Origin of the sequence: Streptomyces anandii JCM 4720 (genome assembly GCF_014650655.1) — a bacterium.
In the GTDB taxonomy this organism is placed as follows: Bacteria; Actinomycetota; Actinomycetes; order Streptomycetales; family Streptomycetaceae; genus Streptomyces; species Streptomyces anandii.
The window spans coordinates 49,696-53,519 of record NZ_BMVJ01000024.1; the positions used below are offsets into that span (position 1 = coordinate 49,696).

Annotated in this window: 4 protein-coding genes; 1 reads left to right on the top strand and 3 read right to left on the bottom strand. The window is 70.8% G+C overall.

Annotated elements, in window-relative coordinates; genetic code table 11:
* Positions 1-581: 581 nt before the first annotated feature.
* Positions 582-1,037 carry a hypothetical protein gene (locus IE249_RS30445; RefSeq protein ID WP_189709941.1) on the top strand — a complete coding sequence of 152 codons (456 nt, stop codon included), beginning with the start codon at positions 582-584 and terminating at the stop codon, positions 1,035-1,037.
* 496 nt (positions 1,038-1,533) lie between these two features.
* Here the strand turns inward: IE249_RS30445 and IE249_RS30450 are convergent, their stop codons facing one another.
* The 3 genes from IE249_RS30450 to IE249_RS38975 all read right to left on the bottom strand — a co-directional run.
* Positions 1,534-2,097 (bottom strand): dihydrofolate reductase family protein, encoded by a 564-nt coding sequence (locus IE249_RS30450; RefSeq protein WP_189709943.1) that lies wholly within the window; start codon positions 2,095-2,097, stop codon positions 1,534-1,536.
* Between the two features lie 58 nt (positions 2,098-2,155).
* Complete coding sequence (locus IE249_RS30455) at positions 2,156-3,094, bottom strand: sigma-70 family RNA polymerase sigma factor (RefSeq protein ID WP_189709945.1); 939 nt, start codon at positions 3,092-3,094, stop codon at positions 2,156-2,158.
* Between the two features lie 408 nt (positions 3,095-3,502).
* On the bottom strand, positions 3,503-3,824 hold a 322-nt coding region (locus IE249_RS38975), incomplete at its 5' end, for a restriction endonuclease (RefSeq protein WP_229859584.1).

Consider the following 3,824-nt stretch of genomic DNA (forward strand, 5'->3'; position numbering starts at 1 on the left):
GCAGTTGTCTCCTGCCGCCGGCCCGGACTGGCCCTCCTCCCCCGCCGCGATCGACGCCGCTTGCGATGCCGTCCTGGACCACCACGCCTGGCTTGGCAGCCGGGCCCGAGGACCTCGCGAGGGCCGGCACCCTGTTGCGGACGCAGGCCGAGCCCGCGATCCCCCGCACTCCAACCCGCCGCCGGAAACAGCGGCATGCTCGGCGTTTCGGCCACCAACGCTCCGGCCCCCGGCCCAGGGGCCGCAAGGGCCGATGCACCCCGCACGCTCCGGCGCGCGCTCAATCCCAGGGCTGCCAACACGACCGGTGCAGCGCGCAGATCCTCACCGCATGGTGCCCCGGCCTGCTGATCGACCACCCCCCCTCCCGCTTCACCCCCAGCACCGACCCGCCCGGGACTCCCTCCGCATCCCCCGCTCCCTCACCGCACGGGAGCGAGCGAACCAACACTGCGACGGGTCAGCGCTCTCACCGGCGAAGCGGCCGGTCGATCTACGTCACCTTACGGATTGCTGCCTACGCAGCCGGTGAGCCATGGTCGACGCCGTCAGCGGCAGTCCGTCGGTTGAAGCGGGAGAACATGGCATCGGAAGTCTTGACCACGCTCTTGTCGCTAGCCGGCGTAGGTGTCGGCTCGGCGGCGTCGTTCGCCGCTCAGTACCTGACATCGCGGGAGACGAAAGCCCAGGCCGCCGCCACCGCCGCCGCAGCGTTGCGCGCCGAACGCAAGCAGGCCCTTCAAGACTTCCTGGAGAGCTGCCAGCGCGTCGAACGAGCGGCGGAACACCGCTTCCAGAACGACAACCGCTTCGTAGAAGGCTCCCCGGCTCTCACGCACGACATGTGGTTCAAGCTGAAATGCCTCGACCTCGTTTCGAGCCGCCGCCTCAACGACGCCGCCTACCAGTTCGCGGACCGCCTGATGAAAGCCACCTACGGCAAACCTCCAGCGGGCAAGGACGTATGGGAGTTCATCAACGACAAGCGCGGGCCCTTCATGCAGGCCGCAAAGGCGGAACTGGACATTCCCGCCTGACCGGCCCGCAGCCCTGCCAGTGCCGCAGGACCAGATCGTCGAGCTCCCCCACCCCGCCAGACCACTGACACAGCACCCAACGACTCGATGCCATCGATCGCATGCTCCGCCACTGCCCTCTCCTGAGCCCGACGCACCCCGACAAGCAACAGGGGGTGTCCTTGAGCGAGAAGCTGCTGTTGAGACGCACCACGGTCGGACTCGCGCACGGCGGTGAAGTGCCGTAGCAGGGTGCTTCCCGGGACCACCCACGATCTTGTCCGCGCCGTTCGATGGACGTCATCGAGGCGGCGCCGACCTCTGGCGGAACGTTGACGGGCGTCGGCGCCCGAACCGTACGGGTGCCGCTCCTCGACCCCGGCAGCATGCACACCCGGGCGGACGGCCGGCGGACCCTCCGCCCGGGCTCCCGCATTGGCCGATGCCACGGACTCCCGCGCTGCGGCCCAGCTCACCGGCCTGGCCGCCGGTACGCACCCGCACCCGGCGCGGACCGTCAGCGGGCGGCCCTGCGGTAGCGGGTGAGGACTGCGCCTCCCACCCGCTCGGCAGCCAGGCACTCCAGCTCGGCGCGGGGGCCGTCGGCCGGGAAGAGCCGCCGGCCGGTGCCCAGGACCGTGGGGAAGGTCAGCAGCCGGTACTCGTCGACCAGGTCCGCGGCCCTCAGCCGCTCCACGACGCTCAGACTCCCGGTGACGATCACGTCCCGCCGCTCGCGCTTGACGGCGTCCACCAGGTCACCGTCGAGGACCGCGGAGTTCGCCCACGCCGATGTGTCGGCGCCGGTCAGGGTCCGGGTGGCGACCAGCTTCGGCACGGCGTTCATCCGCGCGGCGAACGGGTCGTCGCGGCCCGGCCACAGCCGCGAGAAAAGCTGCCAGGTCGCCCGCCCCAGCAGCAGCACCCCGTCGTCCAGCGTGCGGCCGAGCCGGAACTTGTCCCCGGCGACCGCCTCCCGGCCGTACCGGAACGCCCAGCCGCCCAGCGGCGTGCCGGCGGAGCCGTCCGGGTCGGACACGATCCCGTCCAGGGTGACGAATTCGATGACAATGACACTCACGATGAGGTTCCCTTCGATTCGGTGCTTCACCGGTACGTACCGGCGGCACCGCCCCGACTCATCGCTGACTGCGGAACTCGCCCGGAAGAATCTCGCCCGGCAGACCGAAGGCCTCCAGGACGCGGGGATCGGCGAACACCACGTTGCGCGCGATACGGCCGTCGGTCACGGTGAAGACCTGCAGAGTGTGCAGACGGTAGCCGCCGCCGACCCGCGGCGCGTACACCGCGAGCGCGGGCTGCCCGCCCGCGGTCAGCTCCCGCACGCCCCAGCCCGTGCCACGCATCGCGAACACCCGCTCCATGAACCGGCCGTAGTCCCGGCTCCCCCGGTACCACAGCGGCACCGGCGGCATCTCCAGTACCGCGTCATCGGCCAGCAGCCGTACCAGCGCGGGGACGTCCGCCGCCTCGAACGCCCGTATGTACCGCTGGATGACCGCCCGCACGGCGGGATCGTCCGGCTCGACGACCGCACCGGCGTCACCGACACCGGCGAGGGAGGCACGGGCCCGTTGCAGTGCGCTGTTGACCGCCGCGACCGTGGTACCCAACTGCTCGGCGACCTCCGCGGCGCTGAACGCCAACACCTCGCGCAGCACCAGCACAGCCCGCTGCCGCGCCGGCAGCACCTGCACCGCCGCCACCCACGCCAGCCGCAGATCGGCCCTGACCTCCACGTCGAACCGTGCGTCGGGGAACGGCTCCAGCCAGGGAACATCCAGCGCCGGCGCCAAGGGAGCCCCGGGGTCGTCGCTCGGCGCCCCCAACCCGGACGGCAGCGGACGCCGACCGCGCCCCTCCAGCGCGGTCAGGCACACATTGGTCACGATCCGGTACAGCCAGGTCCGCACCGACGCGCGCGCCGGGTCGTACCGGTCCCGGGACTTCCACGCCCGCAGCAACGTCTCCTGCACCAGGTCCTCGGCCTCGTGGAACGAACCCAGCATCCGGTAGCAGTACGCCACCAACTCACCCCGGTACGGCTCGAAGTCCACAGGCTCATCATGCCGCACACCGACCAGAAGCCTCCCTGAACCGAACCGTGCGCCTCCAGCAGACCGATCGCCCACGGGCACCACCAACTGGATTGACGAGCAAGGGTCGAAGATTGTGGATCAGTAGCTGTTCATACGACCTGGTGCTTCAGGTGGATGAGCCCTTCGATGGAGCCCAGACGGGTCTGCGGGGCCGGGTCCCCGGCCGGGGTGGTGATGAGCAACACCACCCGGACTTCGGGGTGTTCAGGAATGTAGAGGTCGTCTTCGCCGTCGTCGCCGGGGATCGGATTGGGCTGGATATCGATCCGTCCGTCGGGGCTGATGGCGCGGTGGTAGACGCCCCGGTAATAGCTGTCGCGCTCGGTGAAGTCCTCCGGTCCCTGAGCTGGATCGGACCGCGCGGGGTCAGCAGGTGAACTCCTCGCCGGTGACCTCCGCGACGGTCCAGGGCGCCGGCCCGGTGCCGTCGCTCCACGCCTGCAGGGCGGCCCGGTCCAGACACAGGATGCCGCACTGGGCGGCGTACTCGACGGCCGGCGCGGTGAAGTCGCTGGTGGTGACGAGGGCCGCGACGTCGGCCTCGTGCACCGTGTAGCAGGTACCGCCGAAGCGCTGCAGATCCTGGGAGCCGACCCGGTGCCCCTCCGCGTAACGCTTGCACTGGATGACCACGCGCCGTCCGTCCGGCGCCACCGCGAGCACGTCCGCACCGAGGTCACCGGCGCCG

Coding starts and splice junctions, on each gene's coding strand:
- IE249_RS30445 (WP_189709941.1), top strand. CDS start 582: ATGGCATCGGAAGTCTTGACCACGCTCTTGTCGCTAGCCGGCGTAGGT.